Here is a 19,953-nt window from a genome sequence, read left to right as displayed (position 1 = left end):
CGTATAGGTAGTCGCTCATTTGTCGTGCTGAACCTTGAGTAGATTACAAATGTCTCCGTTGGTTGAGTGTCTTGGTGAAATTTCCTGCATACAGTTCAGAAAAAACCGCAGAGCATCAGGTGCTATCTCTAAGCGCTCACGGACTGAGTCGCTACGGTATTGTCTTATGACGATGTCATATTGCATAAGGCCATTACCGATATGGAGTAATAAATAGTCTACGTTCTAACTAGAACATCTGATTCGATGCGTTTCCATAAAATAAAAACGAGGTAACGCCGTGGCTACTTTCGACAATAAAAAATCGTCACCAAACGGTCGTCTTTGCTACGCCGTGAACGTGCTTGTTCTCCATGGTCTGTCCAGTCCTGAGACCGGTGTTACCTGACCGCAGAGTATGAAATAGGCCGGTATCACTGGCCGTTAATAAGCTTTCATAACTATTGAAGCCTCTTGGTAGATCGTCCATCCCTTAGTCGGGACGCACGATGGACTATCGAGTGCATTCAGCCCATGGAAATTAAGCAACATGGCGAAGACCACTGTCGGTTCACCACTGTTCCAAGCGCTCAGCGACTACAAAAGTATCCTGATCAGCGTGGGATGCTTTACTGCGCTGATCAATCTACTGATGCTGGTGCCCTCGATTTACATGTTGCAAGTGTACGACCGTGTTCTTTCTTCCCAAAACGAAACCACTCTCATCATGCTGACTTTGATGGTGGTGGGCTTTTTCGCCTTTATCGGTGTACTGGAAGTGGTCCGCAGTTTTATCGTGATCCGTATCGGCAGTCAGTTGGAGCGTGGTTTCAATCTGCGGGTGTACAAGGCTGCGTTCGAACGTAACCTTAAGTGGGGCGCAGGGCACGCAGGGCAATCTTTAGGGGACTTAACCCTCGTTCGCCAGTTCATAACGGGTCCTGCGTTGTTTGCGTTCTTTGACGCGCCCTGGTTCCCAATATACTTGTTTGTAATCTTTCTCTTCGACGTTTGGCTTGGCGTACTGGCGACGGTCGGTGCCGTGCTGCTGATTCTGCTGGCGTGCCTTAACGAATACCTGACAAAGAAACCGTTAGGGGAGGCCAGCGGATACTCCCAGCAGTCGACGCAACTGGCGACCAGCCACCTGCACAACGCTGAAACCATCCAGGCCATGGGCATGCTCGGCGCCTTGCGCAAACGCTGGTTCCAGGTGCACTCGCGGTTTCTGGGGTTGCAGAACAAGGCCAGTGACACCGGTTCGATCATCAGCTCCCTGAGCAAATCATTACGGCTGTGCCTGCAGTCTTTGGTGCTGGGATTGGGCGCGCTGCTGGTGATCAAGGGTGACATGACCGCCGGGATGATGATCGCCGGCTCCATTCTGATGGGCCGGGTATTGAGCCCTATCGATCAATTGATTGCCGTGTGGAAGCAATGGAGTTCGGCCAAGCTGGCCTATCAACGCCTGGATGGCCTGTTGCAGGAGTTTCCACCGGAAGGTGAGCAGATGGTCTTGCCGGCGCCCAAGGGGCAGGTAAGTTTCGAGCAGGTCACGGCCGGCCCTCCGGGGCGGCGCATGGCGACCTTGCATCAAGTCAGCTTCGGCCTGGCGGCCGGTGAAGTGCTGGGCGTGCTGGGCGCTTCCGGTTCCGGCAAGTCAACGCTGGTACGTGTATTGGTAGGCGTGTGGCCAACCCTGGCAGGCACCGTGCGCCTGGACGGCGCGGACATTCACCGCTGGGACCGCGATGATCTTGGCCCGCATATCGGCTATCTGCCACAAGATATCGACTTGTTCAGCGGCAGCATTGTCGACAACATCGCGCGCTTTGGCGAGGTCGACCCCGAACGGGTGGTACAGGCCGCTGAGCAAGCCGGCGTGCACGAACTGATTCTGCGTTTGCCTCACGGCTACGACACGGTGCTGGGTGACGATGGCAAAGGTCTGTCCGGCGGTCAGAAACAAAGGGTGGCCCTGGCCCGGGCGTTGTATGGCAACCCTCGATTGATCGTACTCGATGAGCCCAATTCCAACCTTGATACCGTCGGCGAAGCTGCCTTAGACAGCGCCATCGCGCAGATGAAGGCCCAAGGCAGCAGCGTGATCCTGGTGACACATCGTGCCTCGTCCCTTGCCCAGGCCGACAAGTTACTTGTGCTCGACGAAGGTCGTTTGCAAGTGTTTGGTCCGTGTCAGGAGGTTTTACGCGCATTGTCGGGGCAGTCACAAGACGCGCCGCGAGAAAAAGCGGGGGCCAGCCTCAGCCGCCAGTATCAAGCGGCAAGGAAAACGGGCCAATGAGCATCGACAACAGCATTCAGATCACCCACGACTATGAAAAAACTCACCCTGAACGCGACGCGCGGTTTTTCTCCCGGGCAGGCTGGCTGCTGACGGTCATCGGTGCCGGTGGTTTTTTCCTCTGGGCCAGCCTCGCACCGTTGGACCAAGGCATCCCGGTACAAGGCACCGTGGTGGTGTCGGGCAAGCGCAAGGCGGTACAAACCTTCAGCCCCGGCGTGGTCAGCCGCATCCTGGTAAAAGAGGGCGAACTGGTCAAGCAAGGCCAGCCACTGTTCCGTCTTGACCAGACCCAGAACCAGGCCGATGTGCAATCGCTGCAAGCCCAGTACCGCATGGCCTGGGCCAGCGTGGCGCGTTGGCAGAGCGAACGCGACAATCTGCCCGGTATTACCTTTCCTGCTGAGCTGAGCGCCAATCCCGATTCGGCCCTGATGCTGGTGCTGGAAGGCCAGCGCCAGTTGTTCAGCAGCCGTCGCGACGCATTTGCCCGTGAACAAGCCGGGATCCGCGCCAGCATCGAAGGCGCCACGTCGCAGTTGAGCGGCATGCGCCGTGCGCGCAGCGACCTGACCGCGCAGGCCCAGTCCCTGCGCGACCAACTCGGCAACCTGCAACCCCTGGCCGACAACGGCTATATCCCGCGCAACCGCCTGATGGAGTACCAGCGCCAGCTGTCCCAGGTGCAGCATGACCTGGCGCAGAACACCGGGGAAAGCGGGCGCATCGAACAGGGCATCCTCGAATCGCGCCTCAAGTTGCAGCAGCACAGCGAGGAGTATCAAAAGGAAGTGCGCAGCCAACTGGCCGACGCGCAACTGCGCAGCCTGACCCTTGAACAGCAACTGACCTCCGCCGGCTTCAACCTGCAACACAGCGAGATCAACGCGCCGGCCGATGGCATCGCGGTCAACCTCAGCGTGCACACCGAAGGCGCCGTGGTGCGCGCCGGTGAAACCCTGTTGGAAATCGTGCCCCAGGGCACGCGCCTGGAAGTGGAAGGGCATCTACCGGTGCATCTGGTGGACAAGGTCGGCACGCACTTGCCCGTCGACATCCTCTTCACCGCCTTCAACCAGAACCGCACGCCACGGGTACCGGGCGAAGTCAGCCTGATTTCCGCCGACCAGATGCTCGACGAGAAAACCGGTGCGCCGTACTACGTGCTGCGTACCACCGTCAGTGACGGCGCCCTGGAAAAGCTCCACGGGCTGGTGATCAAGCCGGGGATGCCGGCAGAGATGTTTGTGCGCACCGGTGAGCGTTCACTGCTCAACTATCTGTTCAAGCCGCTGCTGGATCGCGCCGGCTCCGCGTTGACTGAGGAATGAGCATGAAGCCAGTGTTCATTTCGCTATTGCTGGTGTGTGGCAGTGCCCAGGCCGCCATGGGCCCGTTCGATGTTTACGAGCAGGCGCTGCGCAACGATCCGGTGTTCCTCGGCGCCATCAAGGAGCGCGACGCCGGTCTGGAAAACCGCACCATCGGCCGCGCCGGGCTGCTGCCGAGGCTGTCCTACAACTACGACAAGGGCCGCAATAACTCTGAAGCCACCGTGCCCGACAACCGAGGGGGCAGCAGCCGTGATACACGTCACTACACCAGTTATGGCTCCACCTTCAGTCTGCAACAGTCGCTGTTCGATTACGAAGCCTATGCCAACTACCGCAAGGGCGTGGCCCAGGCGCTGTTTGCCGATGAAAGGTTTCGCGACAAGAGCCAGGCGCTGTTAGTGCGCGTGTTGAGCTATTACACCCAGGCGTTGTTCGCCCAGGATGAAATCGACATTGCCCGCGCGAAAAAAAAGGCATTCGAGCAACAGTTTCAGCAGAACCAGCACTTATTCCAGCAAGGCGAAGGTACGCGCACCGATATCCTGGAAGCCGAGTCGCGTTATGAGTTGGCTATCGCTGAAGAGATTCAGGCCCTTGACGAACAAGACGCTTCTCTCAGGGTGTTGGGTGCACTGATTGGCGTGCCCGCCGTCAACATCACTGACCTTGCGCCCCTCAACCAAAGCTTTGACACCCTGACACTGTCGCCGACCAACTACAACACGTGGCATGAGTTGGCTCTCATCAACAATCCCGTGCTGGCCTCCCTGCGCCAATCCCTGGAAGTTGCACGCTATGAAGTGAAGCGAAGCCGGGCCGGGCATCTACCTAAGGTGGTGGCCTACGCGACTTCCCGTCAGCAGGAATCTGACAGTAATAGCACCGTTAACCAGCGCTACGACACCAACACCATCGGCGTTGAAGTGAGCATGCCGCTGTATGCCGGTGGCGGTATCTCGGCCTCCACCCGCCAGGCCAGCCGTGCCATGGAGCAGGCCGAGTACGAGCTGGAAGGCAAGACCCGGGATACCTTGATTGAGTTGCGCCGTCAGTACAGCGCCTGCCTATCGGGGGTGAGCAAGCTGCGTGCCTACCAGAAAGCCCTGGTGTCCGCCGAGGCGCTGGTGGTGTCGACCAGACAAAGCATCCTCGGCGGCGAACGGGTCAACCTCGACGCTCTTAACACCGAACAGCAGTTGTACAACACTCGCCGCGATCTGGCCCAGGCACGGTACGACTATCTGATGGCTTGGACCAAATTGCGTTATTACGCCGGCAATTTAAGGGATACCGATCTGGCCAAGGTGGATGAGGCATTTGTTCCGAGGGGGCCGTAACGGCACTGGTGGCGGTCCTAGTAAGCCCTTCTATTGCGCGGTGGTAAATGCGTGCGCGAACCGAGGGAGGCAGCCATTGTAATGAATAGTTTCTATCTCGAAAAGTTAGACGAATTTTTGTAATGGAAGTTATTTTGGATGTGAGGTTGGTAAGGCGTTGTATGTTGATAAACTACTGAAGGGGTACTGATGTGACAACAATATTAAGTGTGTTTACGATGAATACTCTGCATATGGGTAGGGCTGTGCCAGGCACGCCAGAAGAGCAAATTAAAATATTGGGAGATATTTTATTAAAACAGAATGCTGATGTTTCTGTGCTGCCCGAGGTGACTCAGGGGTTGTTTGGTTCAGGCGTGTTGGATAAGGCCCCCGCGCTGGCAGGCGGAGCGGTTTCCGCTGCCGTTTCGAGTGTCACGAGCGCTGCTGCTCAGCTGCCGGTGGAGGGCGCTTCTGGTGCTCATGGCCTATTCAACTTCTTTGGCCTCGGTTTTGTTGGTGAGGCTGTTAAAGCGGTAGCGGGTGCCGTCGCTGATGTCACGAATGCTGCCGGGAATCTTCTGGCCAATGTCGCTGGAAAAGCAGCTGAAGTTACTACTAAGGTTGCTGCAGTTGCACTCGAGACAACGGTAGGTGTAACAGGACTCTTCGTAGGAAAGGAAACGGCTGAGAAACTAACGGAAACGGTCATCAAGGCACCTTTGGATATACTGGGTGTGGATTCGAAAAGTTCTATTGTCGGAGACGAAGGCAGAGTTAAGGACCTGGTCAGCTATCTGAATAAACATTCGACGGATGGCGTCTATCAGTATGTGATGAAGGGAACAACGGCAACAATTTCGAAGTATGCGCTCCTAGAAACCAAGGCCAACGGGGCAGGAGGCACTAGTTCGATCTTGGATCTGGACAAATCCGGTGATGTCTCAAAAGGGGATGTGCATCTGGATAGCGTGCATTTGCCAGCGGAGAGTTATGCGGCCTGGCTCCCCCGTGGCTTAGTGCAGCAGGGCTATGAAAGTAAACTTGGCACACCCATTACCAATCTTCAGGCCATTAGAGACTTGAACATTGCCTCAGAACGGGCACATAAAATGAGTGAGGTCATCGCCAATCACAAAAAAAATTATCCCGATTTGGTGCACATTGTTACCGGTGACTTTAATGAACCTTCCCATCAGGATTGGACGCAGGCCACTAAAGATTTGTACGGTCATAACGGGGTGGTCTACCCATGGGACACCACAAAGAAACTGACGGATGCAGGCTATTCGGACACCTTTCGTGAAATTTACCCTGATCCTGTTAAAAATCCTGGTATGACATGGTCGAGTCAGGTAGCGGGTGGGAGCTTCAAAGGGTCGCCCGCCGACGACAGAGACAGGATTGATTTTACGTTTGTAAAGTCTGGAAAAGAGTTGGATGCCAAAGCTCTATCCGCCAATCTTGTCGGGAATGAAAGCTATTATGTCGGCGGAAAACTTGTCGAAAAAGGTGGCTCGCAGAATGACACTATTTTGAGCGATGAGATGTCTAAGTGGCCCTCTGATCATAAGGGATTGCTGGTGAAATTTGAACTTTCCAACAAGGAGGGCGCTGGTTTTATACCTGAAGTTCAGTTGGTGGGAACGGGTCACACCAGTGTTGAGGCTGCTTAAATAATACGCTATCTATATTTATCCTGATGGATAGGACGTTCATTTGTTGTTTATAACCGCTTTTGAAAAAAAGCGGTTTTTTTTGCTGACTGTAGATCATATAAATTTTATTTCGCTCATTGCCAGCAAGGTCAAGGGCTTTAGCACGATTGGTTCAAAGTGTCGCCTGGTGGCGTGGTGAAATTTCCTACAACGGTTGGGGACCTTTCGTATCTCGTGAACAAGGAAAATGCTGGAGCATGGCAGAGCCCCAGGCATTCCGAATTTGAACTGTACGTCTGAGGGTAAAAGTAATGCGCCCTGATCCCCAGTCAATTATCTAGCCAGCTTCTAGGCTGCTATGCAGTATCCGTGAATATCGACGGTGTCGAGGGCATATGTTTTTCCAGCCCCTAATGTGCTGGGGTTGTCTACAATCAATCATCTTAATGGAGTTTATTCATGCCGATGCGCCCAGTGCGCGCTCTTGTACTTGAGACCCACGGTTCTCAACGCACGATGGCGATCAATATGTTGCACGAGCTGGGTTGCCAGGAAGTTTTCAGCGCTTCCGGTGGCGCCGATGCGCTGGAAATACTGCAAAAAGTAGGTCCCGTGGACATTGCCCTGTGTGACCTGCGACTGGACGGTATGGACGGCCTTGAGTTTCTTCACCTTGCGGCCAAGGCGGGGCTAGTCAGCTCCGTGATCATCAACAGTTCGTTGACCGAGGATGTACGCCGGACGGCCCACAGGCTAGTAACGATGTTGGGGCTGGTCGTGCTGGGGGATCTAAACAAACCCTTGCAGATGGATGCCTTGGAAGGGCTGTTGGAAAAGCACATGCGCGAAGCTATCGGAGGCGAGGGCGCTGTATTACGGCCGACGCATCTATGCGATGAGAACGAGATTCGCGAAGCGCTGCGTGACCAACAGTTGAAGGCCTATTTTCAACCCAAGGTGCACCTGTTGAGCGGTGAGACCTATGGCGTGGAGGTACTCACTCGGTGGCATCACCCTACCAAAGGCGTGTTGCCCCCGGCTGTCTTTATGCCGGTTCTTAAAGAGGCTGGGCTGATCGATGAACTGCTGTTTTCCCAATTGGACCAAAGTTTGGAATTTCAGCAGTTGGCATGGGATCGCGGACATTTACTCAGCATCGCTCTCAATCTCGAGCCCTCGCAGTTATCGAACGTCGAATTGGTGCAAAGCGTCAAACAGCGTCTGGGTGCTCATCGCATGCCTGCTTCAGGTTTGACGTTTGAGTTAACCGAAGGCAGCCTGTTGCAGGCTACGGTTATCAGCCTGGAAAACCTGATGCGTTTGCGGATAATGGGGTGTGGTTTATCGATTGATGATTTTGGCACCGGCTTTTCGTCACTGCAGCGGTTGTCTCATTTGCCGTTTACAGAGATCAAACTTGACGGAGGATTCATCCGCAACCTGGAACACGATCCGCGTAGCCAGATCATCGTCAGCAGCACACTGGCGCTGGGCGAAGCGTTGAAGTTATCCGTTGTGGTCGAAGGCATTGAAACCGCGGAGCAGTATCAACAGTTGCTCAAACTGGGGTGTGCCAAAGGGCAGGGTTATTTGTTCGCCAAACCGATGGAGCAGACCCATTTATTGACATGGCTGGATGTTCAGGCAAACGCCAGGAATGTGCGCCACTGACGTGTAATCAGTAGCTTCCCAGTTCGACTTCTGGTGCAGCACCACCGCGCTACGTTCGACCCAACGCTTTTGAATGGGGGCGGAACAACTGGTGTTTGAAGGAGATTAAGGTCTGAAATTCAAGAGGGTGTAGATCGGACGCTTACGGTATTCTTTCATAACTCGTGACTATCGGTGATACCGCGTCCAGACCCTGCCCGAAGGCTCATCCTGGCTATGGTTTTACGCACAAAAAATCGGAAATAAAAACCCAGCTTGAAAGCTGGGTTGATCCCGCGTTGCCTTGCGTCCTGGCAGTACTCGCTTGCTTAACTGGCCATGCGCAGCGCGGGTGGTGGGGGCAGTAGAAGCTGTTGCTTATTTAACAACTTCAACCAGCCCATGGTCGTCGCAGTGATCGTCATGGGGATGATGCAAATGACCATCCACCAGATAATCAATATGATCACCGTGGGGCACCGCTTCATGGCCGCAGTCCGGCCCGTGCTGATGGTCCGAAGAATGAGCGCCGCAATCGTGCTGAGGCGTGCATTGAGCAGGGTTAGTCTGGTTAACGGCCAACACATGCTCGTCAACGTGATCGCCATGAACATGATGCAGATGTCCGTCATGAACGTAGTCCACATGGTCATCATGTTTTATCGCGGTGTGTCCACAACCTGCCTTGTGTTCGTGATCATGGTTCGAGTGTTTATCACAGCCAGACATAGCGACTCTCCTGCCAACTTGCAGCGACAATTGAGTCGCTGACTATAGCAGACAATGGGCTGCGAATAACCATTCCATATTAGGCGTGGCGACCGGTATCAGCGATATAAGGCATGGGTTAGCAAAAAACGTTCAGCTGTCACTTGGCTCAATGTCTCGCCCCCTAGTAGAGGCGTTTATGATTAATTTAATCGCCTCATCATAAAACTTGAATTCGACAACTTTCCTGGCATACCTCATCGGAATCATTGTGCCCAGCCCCCCTCAACCCAATCTCAAACAAGAGGAATAGAGAGCTGGGTGAGGAGTGGAGATTCGATAATGTCAAAGTGGAAATCAGCAAGCAAAAAAAAGCCGACTCAAATTCTCGTCGGTCTTTCTCCGTCGTGTCACGCTTGAAAGGCTTTACATGCTGCCCTGAACACAGAGCTATTCTGCATGCGCAATGACATCAGTTCATTAACAGGCTATATCTGCGCATCAAAATCCCAGAACATACAGCTGTAGCTGATTACCTTAACCGGCTTGCGTAAATCCATATCAAAAAATCCAGGCTTCAACCATGCTGCAATGCTGTGGCTGCGAGTCTCCAACAATTGCGATGTGCTGGTATTCACCGACCAGCACACCGGTGCGACCGTTACGCAGTTCTATGCTTTCGTTCTTGCCTTTGTAAAGGTCAGCAAGCTCATAGACCCGGCAGTCTGCGGCAACGACGACAGGTGCCTTCTTGAACTTCCCGTAAAAGCGCATCCCGTCACCATACGCATCGATCCCAATCGTACCTTTCATGCATTCCCCGTCACGATAAAAAATGATTATTTGTGCAGTTGTTCACCTTCAGTCATCCACAGGTGGCCCGCCAAACTGCTGTAAAAATACCATGAAAGTTTGCATACAATGAACGCCTGCGGGGTCGTAGATCGGCGTCTCTGACCCGCATGTCGAGTACAAAGGTTGGCTAAGCGAATTGTGCAGGCTGACGAGGGGCGCGGGCTTCTTGTCGTGCGTGCTTAGCTTGGTTCTTGGAGGCGAACCACAGGGCGCTTCACAGGGCCAGATACCCCAACAACAACGCCGAACTGGACAAGATACTCAAGTCCGCAATCACACTGTCACAGGTGTTATTGATAGCCTGCAACTGGCTATTGAAATGATCATTTTCAGCGACCAGCACATCGAGCAGCGTGCGCTTGCCAAGGTTATACCATTGGTCATAGAACATTTTACGCACCCGATCGGTCTCCACCGACAGGCGTTGATATTCCTGCGCCAGTTGTACGGCGGTCGTGCGGCTTTGGGCCAACCGGTTTATTTCCTGACTCAGATCCTCGCGAGCTTTTTCGTACTGTTCCAACGCTGCGCTTCTGCGGGCACCGGCCGCCGCTTGAGCCGCTTTGTTGGAGCCACCGCTAAATGCCTGCCACTCCACATCAAACCCGACATACCAGTCGTCATTGCGGTCCACGTCATTATTCGAACCGTAGATGGCGTTTTGTTGCTTGCGTGCGACCAAATTCAATCCCGGCAACCCATCTGCCTTGATCGAGCCGACGCGACCATCCTCCATCTCGGCTTGAGCCTTCAGGCGAAGTAATACCGGGTGATGACTCAGGGCTGCCAGCGCTTTGGCCGGGTCACTTGTCACGCTGCCTATCAGCGCCATCCGCTCAGGCATGGCCGGGGCGTCTTCGCCCAGTAAGCGGTGCAGTTTGATCCTGGTCAGCTCCAGTTGGTTTTCTATCTGTTTTCGACTGACCACCGCGGAAAGGAACTTTGCCTGGGCCTGCACCAGTTCACTGGTTCTGCCTTTGTCGCTTTGGGTGATTTTTGACAGCATCTCTACCCGACTGCTCATCTGCTGTACGTAGTCTTCGGCGACGACCATGCTCATCTGGTAACGCACCAGGTTGACCAATTCAGAACTGGTATCGAACGCCACCTGTTCGCGCTCCACCAACCCGGTTTGTTCGGCAGAGCCTACAGCCGCTTTGGCGGTGCGCAGCTCGTTGGCATTTTTGCCCCAGTCCCACACTTTGGTGGTGACGTTGACCGTGCCGGCGGTGTCGCCCGAAGCGCTGCGGTCGGAGCGGCTCTGATCCCGGGTCACGGCCGTGTTCATACCCAGGCGCACTTGCGGCCAACGGCGCCCTTTGACATCGTCGATATCGTAGCCGGCGGCGGATTCATTGGCATTCGCCACGCGAACTTCCGGGCTGTGCAGCAGTGCCTTGCGGACCATGTCCCTGAGCAGTACACGCAACTCATTGCTGCCCGAGTGCCCGCCGTCACGTAACCAGGTGGAGGTGGATAACCTTGCCGACAAGTCGGCTGTGTGCTCGGTATTTAATCGGTTAGCTGAGGCATTTGCATCGGCAGCCATCGCTACCGGAATACACGTGGCGTACAAACCCATCAGCAGGGTCGAAAATAACGTGGTTTTGGTGAGACTCAGTAGTGGGCTGTTCACATTATCTTTCCCGAAACGCTTCGCGCGCCTTCAACACAGGCTTGAGTAAATACGACAAAACCGTCTTCTCACCGGTCTTGATATCCACGCTGGCAATCATCCCGGGGATAATCGGAAATGAATGACCACGCGCTTCCAATGCGGCACGATCGGTGCGCACATAAACTTTGTAATAGGTCGGGTTTTCCCGTCCGCTGCGTGCCTTGGCTTCATCGAATAGGGTGTCGGGGCTGATGTGCTCGACCTTGCCGCTCAATCCGCCATAAATCGAATAGTCGTAGGCAGTGATCTTCACCGTTGCCTCAAGACCTGGGTGGATGAACGCCACATCGGCGGGTTGGATTTTTACCTCCACCATCAGGCGATCCTCCAGCGGAATCAGGGTCATGATTTCCGCTCCTTGCTGGATCACCCCCCCGCGGGTGGTGACGCGGATGTTGTTGACCGTGCCGCGCACCGGTGCCGTGATGGAGGTACGGTTCATCACATCTTCACGCCCTCTGAGCACTTCCAGCGCTTGCGCCAGTTCGCTTTCCGAGCGCGTCAATTCGTTGTTGGCTTCAGAACGAAAGCGGTTGATGCGATCAGTGATCTGCAGGTTGAACTCGTTGGCCTGACGGCGCAGACGCATGATCTCGACTTCAGAAACCAACCCCTGTTTCGCCATGGGGGCCGATAGGCGAACCTCACCTTCGGCCAGGTCCAGGCTGCGACGCAGGGCCTTGACACTGTCCTGCAGGGTCTTTTGCCGGGCGTTGTAGGCCTGGGTTTCGTCGCGGACGATCGACGCGCTGTGAGTGATCTCCTCAGGAAACACCAAGGGTTTGTCATAAGCCTCGGCACGTAAACGGGCGATTGCGCCCTTAAGTCCCTCCACCCGCGACAAGGATTCTCCGTAGCTGGCGCCGACTCGGGTCGGATCAATTTTCAACAGAACCTGGCCCTGTTCCACCACCTGTCCTTCTTTGACAAACAGCTCCTTCATGATTCCGCCTTCCAGGCTCTGGATGATTTGCTCGCGGCTGGCAGGAATAACCCGACCCTCGCCAACGGTTACTTCTTCCACTCTGGCAAAATGCGCCCACACCAGGCCCGCCACTACCGTCGTTGCCATAAGCCATAGCACCAGCACACTGGCGGGGGTTTTCTGTTCGATCAGCGCGCCCTGTAGATCGCGCATGAACGATTCATCTTCGGCGCGCACGGCGAAATTGCGTTTTAGCCCAGGCCCGGCTTTATCCGCCCCGAGAAAACTCTTGAAATTTTTTAACGACATGGGTCGTTCACCTAAAAAACCAGCTGTGAAATATCGAGTACTTACGGCAACGCACTTGCCGGCGAAGCCCCGGATTGGCCGTTTGCATTAAGGGCTGCGATGACTTGGGCCTTGGGTCCGTCGGCGGCAATGCAGCCGTCTTCGAGCACGATCAGCCGGTCGGCGAGGCTGAGCATCGACATGCGATGGGTGACGATGATCAAGGTGTGTGCCTGGCTCAGCTCACTCAACTGGCGAATGAATTGGGCTTCGCTCAACCCGTCCATCGCACTGGTGGGTTCATCGAGCAGCAAGATCTTCGGCTCCAACATCAAGCAGCGGGCGAGGGCGATCAGCTGTCGCTGCCCACCGGACAGGTTGTGACCCATCTCGCCCACCGGCATCTCGTAACCTTGTGGGTGGCGTGCGGCGATACGGTCCAGCCCGGTCATGCGGGCAATCCGCAGGAAGTGTTGGGTACTGGCGCCGGGGCTGCCGATCATCACGTTTTCGCGCAAGGAACCGTAGAACAGCTGGCAATCCTGGCCGACATAACCTACTGCCGCCCGCCAATCCGAGGGATCCACTTGCGAGGCGTCCACACCATCGATAGCCAGCCGGCCTTCGCTTTGGCGGTAGAGTCGAGCCATGATTTTGAGCAAGGTGGACTTACCGCTGCCGATGTTGCCGAGGATCACGATCCGCTCGCCGGCCTTGATGTTCAGATTGATACTGTCCAGCGCCTTGGGCACGGCAATCGCACCGGGCATAGGGTAGGAGTAGCTGACCTTATGCAGGCTGAGGCTGCCGTCGAAACGCGGCGCCTGCAGAAACGTCGCGCCGGGGTCGCGCTCCAGGGGCAGGCTCATCAGCCTGTTCAAGGACTTCATGCCGGCCTTGGCTTGCTGGTAGCGCACGGCCAAACCGACCACCGCGCCCAGTGGTGCCAGCGAGCGGCCAGAGAGGATGACCACGCCGATCATCGCGCCCATGGTCAGCACACCCGCATGGATCAGGTAGACCCCCCAGAGCACGATCAATACTGTGACGATCTGCTGTACGAACATCACAAAGTTGGTGATCAGGCTCGACAGAAAACGGCTCTTCATCGCCGAGGCGGTGGCCAGCGCGCTGAAATCGTCCCAACGCTGTTGCATCACACCTTCGCCACGTGAAGCCTTCAGCGCTTCCAGACCTTCGAGGGTTTCGATCAACAGGCCCTGGCGTAAAGAAATTTCACGAATGTTTTCCTGCATATAGCGCGACAGCGGCCACTGGCAGGCGATGCTGAGTACCAAAATGACCGGTACCGCCAGAATGGGGACCAGCGCCAATGGCCCACCAATCAAGTAAATGATGCCCAGAAACAAGAGGCAAAATGGCAAGTCCGACAAGGTCGCCAATGTGGCGGACGTGACGAAGTCACGCACCGCCTCATACTCACGGAACTGGTTGGCGAAGGCCCCGGACGAACCCGGCTTGCTTTCCAGGCGCAACGCCATGACCTGGCGAAACAGCCGTGCACCGATGATCAGGTCAGCCTTTTTACCGGCCACGTCCAGCAGGTAGGCACGTATCTGTCTCGACGCGAACTCCAGGCTGACGGCAATCAAAACCCCGATGGCCATGGACCATAACGATACGTACGCATGCGTGGGTACCACGCGGTCATAGACGTTCATGGTGAAGAAGGTAATGGCCAGGGTCAGGATGTTGGCCAGCAGCGCCGCGAGTGCCGCGCTGTAGAAATAGAACCGGTAACGCCAGAGCACGGCAAACAACCAATGAGACTTGCCTTGGTCCAGCGACAGCAGGTCGTTGTCGTTGCGGGTGTCCAATTTCGGCACCACGCTGGTTAACAGGAAGTATCCAGAACAGTGTGCCTGCACCTGGGCCTCGCTCATCGTCACCTGGCCGTTATGCTCAGGAATAATGACGTCGTAGGTCACCTGGTCAGATTGCACGTTACGTTTTAGCAGGACGCAGTAGGTGCCGTCTTTACGTGCCTGAACGGCCGGAAACAGATAGTCGGACAGGTGGGGCAGCGGTCGCTGCACCCAGCCGGCCTTGATGCCGACCTGCTCAAGCATCCGCGTCGCCAAAGCCGGTGACAGGCGCTTGCCGCGGGGCAGGCCGGCGTATAGCACCGTTTCACTGACCTCCTTGTGATACAGCTCACACAGCGAGCGGATCGCCGACAGCAACGAGTCTGCCTGTTCCTCGGCACACTCGGTCATTTCAATCAAATCGTCGTTTCTTTTAATTTCTAAATCGGCAGGCATTACCAGGCTCCTGTACTACTGAAGCGTAAAAGCCTCGAAACGCGCGGGGCGTTTCGAGACCTGTCCGCCAACGAGGTTTAACGTTGACTCATGCCCATGTGACATTCACCGTTTGCTCGATCAGCAACTGACCTTTGTTTTCACCCACGCTGTTGTAAACATCGTAGGCGTGCCCATTGGAAAAAACGGTCGAACTTTTTGACGTGATCCACTCGCCGCTGTTTTTAACTTCAACGGTATTGTCGGAGGAACCATCGATTACCAACTGATGGCGTTTGACATCGCCGTCAGCCAGCCCGCTGCTGAAGTTTCTATTGTTGATTGCACTCAAACCGGCGTTCATATCCATAACGTCCTTGAGTTCCAGGGTCAGTTTGGCCTTGTTGGAGCCTTGCAGGTCGATTCGCTCGACATTGGACAGGCGCGACAGACCGACGCCGGACTCGATCATGCCCAAGCTGGCATTGGAAATGGTGGTCAGGTCAACAGCGGTCACATCGTGCTCAAACGCCAGCGTATCAATACCGTTACCGCCATCCACACGTGCCAACCGTCCGTGGGTGCCGGCACTGGCATTGAAGCCCGCCGCCAACTGCGTGAGGTTGTCCTGATTCAATACAATGACGTCATCACCCGATCCGGCATAGATGACATCTGTGCCGCCTTTGCCAAATAGGGTGTCTCTGCCGGAGCTACCCACGATGAAGTTGCTGTTTGCATCAGCAATCGCAACACCGTTAGATTCGATCCGCGTCGAAGGCTCTGCCCCTAGTGATGTGCCGCCCAGATACAACTTGCCGTTACCGGAATAGGACCCGACATAAATATCTGCCAGGCCGTCACCATTGAGGTCTACGCGCCCAGCTATCGAAGCACCGTCGGCCTGACCTCTGGGCACGACGGTACCTTGTTGGGAGGTCATGCTTTTAACGTTGATGGTCCCCGTGTCGGTCTTACCGAAGATAAGGTACGAATTGGAGTAGTCTCCGGTGCCTCCCTGGCCCGCTTTTCCGATGGAGTCGGTGCCATTATTCAGCGTATTGCCGTAGGTGGTGTATGCAAAATCGGCCAAGCCATCGCCGTTAACATCACCGACTCCGCGAATATCACCATAGGTTGTCGGTTGCGTGCTTCTCCAGGAGGTGTCCAAGGCGAATCCGCGGTTGTTGGATTGTAACCACGCAGCGTCCAGTTGCACGACACTTTGGGAGCCGCGTGCCTGAGATGCGCCGAACACCACAAATACGCCTCTGCCGTCATGCACTGCGACGTCCGCAAACCCATCGCCATTGACATCGCCTATTCCGCTGACGGCTTGTGCCTGGTTAGCGGCCAGCGCGTTAGTATTGGTTGACCAGGACACGTTTGCCGACTTGTTAATGTCTGCCCTGGCCGATTGGCCGAAAGTGATGCCTCGTGCTGTGACGATATCGCCAATGCCATCGCCATTAAAGTCACCGGCCGAAGTGACGTACTGTGCGCCACTGAAGGCAGCCGACGGTGCACCACCCACCTCATTTTGCGCTGCGCCAAAATTGAAGCCGTTTTGTACTTGACCTGTGGTGCCTGTCGTGCCAAAGCGAATACTAGACGTTGAATTCTGGCCATACGCTCCTGAACCACCTAACACCACATCCGCCAGGCCATCGCCATCGAGATCACCGGCGGAGGCTACAAAGCGTGCGGAGGTCAGGTTACTGGATACCCAGGTATCTGCCATTGAGCCTGCTCCCAGGTACAAACGAGCGGTGCCGTTGGCGGTACTGTTTCTATCGCCGTACATAGCGACAGTGTCATTGAAGCCGTCGCCGTTGGTATCGCCCACGCCCGCCTGGTGGTAAGTGAACACGCCATTGGCGTTGTTATAGAATTTGGGTCCAACAGCTTCGATCGTATTGCTACCGCGCAGAAGGGCACGCAAAAAACCGCCGCTGACGTCATAGCTGGCGCTGGAAATATCATCAAAGCCATCGCCGTCTACATCGCCTGCACCATCGACCGACCAAATAGATCCAACCGTGACCTCGGCAGGCGCTTTCGTGGGACCCGCAATGTCGACAGTTACCCGATTTGAGCTGACGCTGGCATTGGAGGCAGCGTCCTGAGCCTTGACATACAAAGTTTGTACACGGTTGGTCAGAAAATTGCTTTCAAATACCCAGGTTCCCGTTGACGACGCCTGGACTCTTCCAACCTCGGCTTCACGCCCATCGGCATTCAGGTGGTAGAGGATGACCGTAGCGTTGGCCTCTGCCGTGCCCGACAGGGTGGGTGTGTTATCACTGGTTTTGCCGCCAGTGAGGGCCAATGAGCGGGGCACCGTGGTGCCCTGTTCGGTCACCGTCATCAGGGTAATGACCGGTGCAAGCGGATCAATCGTATCGATCGTCAGACTGGTTGGCCGTGTGGTCTTGCTGGTGCCCAAGGCATTGATGATTTGAACCGTATAGTTGTGGGTGCCATCGGCCGTCACGGGAAGCAAGGCGGTCCAGGCTCCAGTGACACGATTGAGGTTGGCGACGGCGACCTGTGTGGTGCCTTCAAACACCACGACCTGCCCAGTCAGGCCGGCGCCAAGGGCGGTGCCATACAGTGTTGGCGTATTATCGTCGGTGGGTGTGCTGGTGGGTTGTCGCACATCGGCATCCCCAGGCACTGTCGGGACATTGTCAATGTAACCATCCACACTGACGTTATAGACCGTAGCCGGATTGCCAAGGTACTCGCCCGTAGCGGGCAGGCTTTCGCGACCGTTGGTACCGATTGCCACAGCACTGAAACGAGCAGCTTCCTGCGGCAAAGCACTGGTGAAGCTGAACGTACCGGTGGGGCTGGATGTCACATCCTGAACGGTGCCATCCGGGAACGTCAGTCGCACTTTCGTATTGGCAAGGGCCGTGCCCGTAATGGTTACCAGGCCAGTCCCTGCGTCGGTAGTGTTGGTGGTGAAAGTTGGCGCGTCCGGCGCCGGCAGCGGTGTAAAAGGGGCCAAAACAGGCACGCTCTGATTGCCTGCCGCGTCTTTGACGACAAGGGTGATATTGCCTGTGATGTTCTGCGCAGTGGTCCCGATCAGCTCATAATTGCCGTTCAGGTCGGCCGTCACTTCGTGAGGAATACCATCGGTCAACGTTATCGTGACTTTGCTGTTGGCCTCGGCAGTACCGTTGACCTTCACTGTACCGTTTGGTTGTGCTTGCACCAGGAAGGTCGGGGCTTGAGGCGGTGTTACGTCTATCGTGTTATCCGCGACAAAGTTAACCGTGGCTGTCGTGCCGGCATTACCCGCGGCGTCTGTAGCGGCGGCTTGCACCAAGCCATTAGGTTGCACACCGTTGCTGGTCAGTTCGAAGGTGCCATTGGCCCCTGCGGTAACTTGCTGCGTGGTGCCATCGGGCAGGATCACAGTGATCTTGCTGTTAGCCTCGGCGCTGCCACTGACCTTGACTTTGCCATCGGGTAACGTGACCGCCAGCAGGCCGGTCGGTGGGGCTGGCGGGGTGACGTCAACGGTATTGTCGGCGGCAAAGGTAATCGTGGCTTGCGCGCTGACATTGCCCGCCGCATCGGTAGCGGTTGCCTGCACCGCGCCATTGGGTTGCGCGGCGTTGCTGGTCAGCTCGAAGGCACCATTGGCCCCTGCGGTAACTTGCTGCGTGGTGCCATCGGACAGGATCACCGTGACCTTGCTGTGAGCTTCGGCGCTGCCACTGATTTTGACCTTGCCATCGGGCAATGTGACCGCCAGCAGGCCGGTCGGCGCGGCAGGAGGGGTGACGTCAACGGTATTGTCGGCGACAAAGTTAACAGTGACTGTTCCACTGGCATTACCCGCGGCATCCGTGGAAGTGGCCTGGATCGCACCGTTGGGTTGCACACCATTACTGGTCAGTTCGAAGGCACCATTGGGGCCTGTGGTGACCAGTTGTGTGGTTCCATCGGGCAAGATCACAGTGATCTTGCTGTTGGCCTCGGCACTGCCGCTGAGCTTGAGCTTGCCATCGGGCAAAGTGACCGCCAGCAGCCCGCTCGGCGTCGGCGGCGGAGTGACATCAATCGCGTTGTCTACGACAAAGTTGATCGTGGTTGTCATGCTGGCATTGCCCGCCGCATCGGTGGCAACGGCCTGGACTGTACCATTGGGCTGCGCGGTGCTGCTGATCAATTCAAAAGCACCGTTCAGATCGGCTGTAACTTGTTGCGTGGTGCCATCGGGCAGTCTCACAGAGATCTTGCTGTTGGCTTCGGCGTTGCCGTTGATCTTGACCTTGCCATCGGGCAACGTCACCGCAACCAGACCGGTAGGGGCGGCGGGTGGCGTGGTATCCACGGTGTTATTCGCGACAAAGTCAACCGAGGCTGCTGTGCCGGTATTACCTGCAACGTCCGTAGCGGCGACCTGCACCGTGCCATTGGGTTGCACACCGTTACTGGTCAGTTCAAAGGCGCCATTGGCCCCAGCGGTGACTTGCTGCGTAGTGCCGTCGGGCAGAATCACCGTGACCTTGCTGTTGGCCTCGGCGCTGCCGCTGATCTTGGCCTTGCCATCGGGCAAGGTCACCGCCAACAGGCCGGTCGGTGGGGCTGGAGGGGTGACGTCCACTGTACTGTCGGCGACGAAGGCAATCGTGGCTTGCGTACTGGCATTGCCCGCCGCATCGGCTGCAATCACCTTGACGGTGCCGTTGGGTTGAACGGTGTTGCTGGTCAACTCAAAGTGCCCGTTCGAATCGGTGGTGACTTGCCGCGTTGTGTTGTCGGGCAAGGTCACGGTGACCTTGCTGTTGGCTTCCGCGCTGCCGCTGAGTTTGAGCTTGCCGTCGGGCAAGGTCACTACAACCAGGTCGCTCGGTGCGGCTGGAGGGGTGACATCAACGGTATTGTCGGCAATAAAGTTAATCGTGGTTTTTGCGCTGGCATTGCCTGCGGCATCGGTGGCGATGACCTGGATCGCGCCGTTGGGTTGTACACCCGT

11 protein-coding genes are annotated in these 19,953 nt (G+C 56.0%); 6 read left to right on the top strand and 5 right to left on the bottom strand.

Features of this window, described 5'->3' with window-relative positions; translation table 11 throughout:
* Positions 1-529: 529 nt before the first annotated feature.
* From FEM54_RS00755 to FEM54_RS33805, 6 genes are all read left to right on the top strand, one after another.
* A complete protein-coding gene (locus tag FEM54_RS00755) occupies positions 530-2,284 on the top strand; it encodes a type I secretion system permease/ATPase (RefSeq protein ID WP_138449058.1) in 1,755 nt (584 codons plus the stop codon).
* Positions 2,281-3,615: an HlyD family type I secretion periplasmic adaptor subunit gene (locus tag FEM54_RS00750; protein ID WP_138449056.1), complete on the top strand. Its 1,335-nt coding sequence runs from the start codon at positions 2,281-2,283 to the stop codon at positions 3,613-3,615. Before FEM54_RS00755 ends, FEM54_RS00750 begins: the two co-directional genes overlap by 4 nt.
* A 2-nt stretch (positions 3,616-3,617) precedes the next feature.
* The gene (locus FEM54_RS00745) at positions 3,618-4,955 is read left to right on the top strand and encodes a TolC family outer membrane protein (protein WP_138449054.1); all 1,338 of its coding nucleotides are present in this window, start codon (positions 3,618-3,620) and stop codon (positions 4,953-4,955) included.
* 218 nt (positions 4,956-5,173) lie between these two features.
* Positions 5,174-6,610 carry an exonuclease/endonuclease/phosphatase family protein gene (locus FEM54_RS00740; protein WP_138449052.1) on the top strand — a complete coding sequence of 479 codons (1,437 nt, stop codon included), beginning with the start codon at positions 5,174-5,176 and terminating at the stop codon, positions 6,608-6,610.
* Positions 6,611-7,051: 441 nt separating this feature from the next.
* Positions 7,052-8,263 carry an EAL domain-containing response regulator gene (locus FEM54_RS00735; protein ID WP_138449050.1) on the top strand — a complete coding sequence of 404 codons (1,212 nt, stop codon included), beginning with the start codon at positions 7,052-7,054 and terminating at the stop codon, positions 8,261-8,263.
* Between the two features lie 417 nt (positions 8,264-8,680).
* Positions 8,681-9,013, top strand: a complete 333-nt coding sequence (locus FEM54_RS33805) for a hypothetical protein (protein WP_171045781.1) — start codon at positions 8,681-8,683, stop codon at positions 9,011-9,013.
* A gap of 498 nt (positions 9,014-9,511) precedes the next feature.
* Here FEM54_RS33805 and FEM54_RS00725 read toward each other — a convergent pair whose 3' ends face one another.
* The 5 genes from FEM54_RS00725 to FEM54_RS00705 form a co-directional block, all read right to left on the bottom strand.
* Positions 9,512-9,763: a hypothetical protein gene (locus FEM54_RS00725; protein WP_138449046.1), complete on the bottom strand. Its 252-nt coding sequence runs from the start codon at positions 9,761-9,763 to the stop codon at positions 9,512-9,514.
* A 256-nt stretch (positions 9,764-10,019) separates the two neighbouring features.
* Complete coding sequence (locus FEM54_RS00720) at positions 10,020-11,441, bottom strand: TolC family protein (protein WP_138449045.1); 1,422 nt, start codon at positions 11,439-11,441, stop codon at positions 10,020-10,022.
* Between the two features lies 1 nt (position 11,442).
* Complete coding sequence (locus FEM54_RS00715) at positions 11,443-12,717, bottom strand: HlyD family type I secretion periplasmic adaptor subunit (protein ID WP_138449043.1); 1,275 nt, start codon at positions 12,715-12,717, stop codon at positions 11,443-11,445.
* 41 nt (positions 12,718-12,758) lie between these two features.
* Entirely contained in the window at positions 12,759-14,978 is a 2,220-nt protein-coding gene (locus tag FEM54_RS00710; RefSeq protein ID WP_138449041.1) for a type I secretion system permease/ATPase, read from the bottom strand.
* An 88-nt stretch (positions 14,979-15,066) separates the two neighbouring features.
* Positions 15,067-19,869, bottom strand: coding sequence for an Ig-like domain-containing protein (locus FEM54_RS00705; RefSeq protein WP_276614438.1), 4,803 nt, complete (start codon positions 19,867-19,869; stop codon positions 15,067-15,069).
* Positions 19,870-19,953: the final 84 nt, after the last annotated feature.

The sequence above is a fragment of the Pseudomonas edaphica genome, assembly GCF_005863185.1.
Taxonomy (GTDB): domain Bacteria; phylum Pseudomonadota; class Gammaproteobacteria; order Pseudomonadales; family Pseudomonadaceae; genus Aquipseudomonas; species Aquipseudomonas edaphica.
The sequence above is the reverse complement of the archived record's forward strand: the minus strand, read 5'-3'. Positions and strand labels throughout refer to the sequence as shown.

Bases quoted from the DNA above. Each gene is read 5' to 3' on its own strand.
- FEM54_RS33805 (WP_171045781.1), top strand. From the start codon at position 8,681: ATGACCATCCACCAGATAATCAATATGATCACCGTGGGGCACCGCTTC.
- FEM54_RS00740 (WP_138449052.1), top strand. From the start codon at position 5,174: ATGAATACTCTGCATATGGGTAGGGCTGTGCCAGGCACGCCAGAAGAG.
- FEM54_RS00755 (WP_138449058.1), top strand. From the start codon at position 530: ATGGCGAAGACCACTGTCGGTTCACCACTGTTCCAAGCGCTCAGCGAC.
- FEM54_RS00735 (WP_138449050.1), top strand. From the start codon at position 7,052: ATGCCGATGCGCCCAGTGCGCGCTCTTGTACTTGAGACCCACGGTTCT.
- FEM54_RS00715 (WP_138449043.1), bottom strand. From the start codon at position 12,717: ATGTCGTTAAAAAATTTCAAGAGTTTTCTCGGGGCGGATAAAGCCGGG.
- FEM54_RS00745 (WP_138449054.1), top strand. From the start codon at position 3,618: ATGAAGCCAGTGTTCATTTCGCTATTGCTGGTGTGTGGCAGTGCCCAG.
- FEM54_RS00710 (WP_138449041.1), bottom strand. From the start codon at position 14,978: ATGCCTGCCGATTTAGAAATTAAAAGAAACGACGATTTGATTGAAATG.
- FEM54_RS00750 (WP_138449056.1), top strand. From the start codon at position 2,281: ATGAGCATCGACAACAGCATTCAGATCACCCACGACTATGAAAAAACT.
- FEM54_RS00725 (WP_138449046.1), bottom strand. From the start codon at position 9,763: ATGAAAGGTACGATTGGGATCGATGCGTATGGTGACGGGATGCGCTTT.